Annotated in this window: 1 protein-coding gene; it reads right to left on the minus strand. The window is 33.0% G+C overall.

Going from position 1 to position 324, the window contains the following annotated elements:
* Window positions 1-298, minus strand: a 298-nt coding sequence (locus tag QWI17_RS00615; protein ID WP_302720558.1) for a response regulator, incomplete at its 3' end; no start/stop codon positions are given.
* Between the last annotated feature and the right edge of the window lie 26 nt (window positions 299-324).

Genomic DNA, 324 nt, shown 5'->3' on the forward strand with positions numbered 1-324 from the left:
CACCAGCATCATAGCCAGCTAATTGAGAAAAATCTTCGGCACGAGCAGAAAGAAAAACGACCAAAGTATCTTGAAAAGAATCTAATTTTCTCAACTCTGCACACATTTCCATTCCGTCCATTTGTGGCATCATTACATCTAATAGAATCAAATCTGGGCGAAAAATTTTGGCGTGTTTCAAACCTTCTAATCCGTTTTGAGCTGTTTCTACTTCAAAACCTTCTTTTTTTAAGTTGTAACCAATGAATTCTAAGATATCTGGTTCGTCGTCAACTAATAAAATTTTAATGTTCTTCATAATTGTTTGTAATAACTAAATAAAAT

Source organism: Gilvimarinus gilvus, from assembly GCF_030518155.1.
Taxonomy (GTDB): Bacteria; Pseudomonadota; Gammaproteobacteria; order Pseudomonadales; family Cellvibrionaceae; genus Gilvimarinus; species Gilvimarinus gilvus.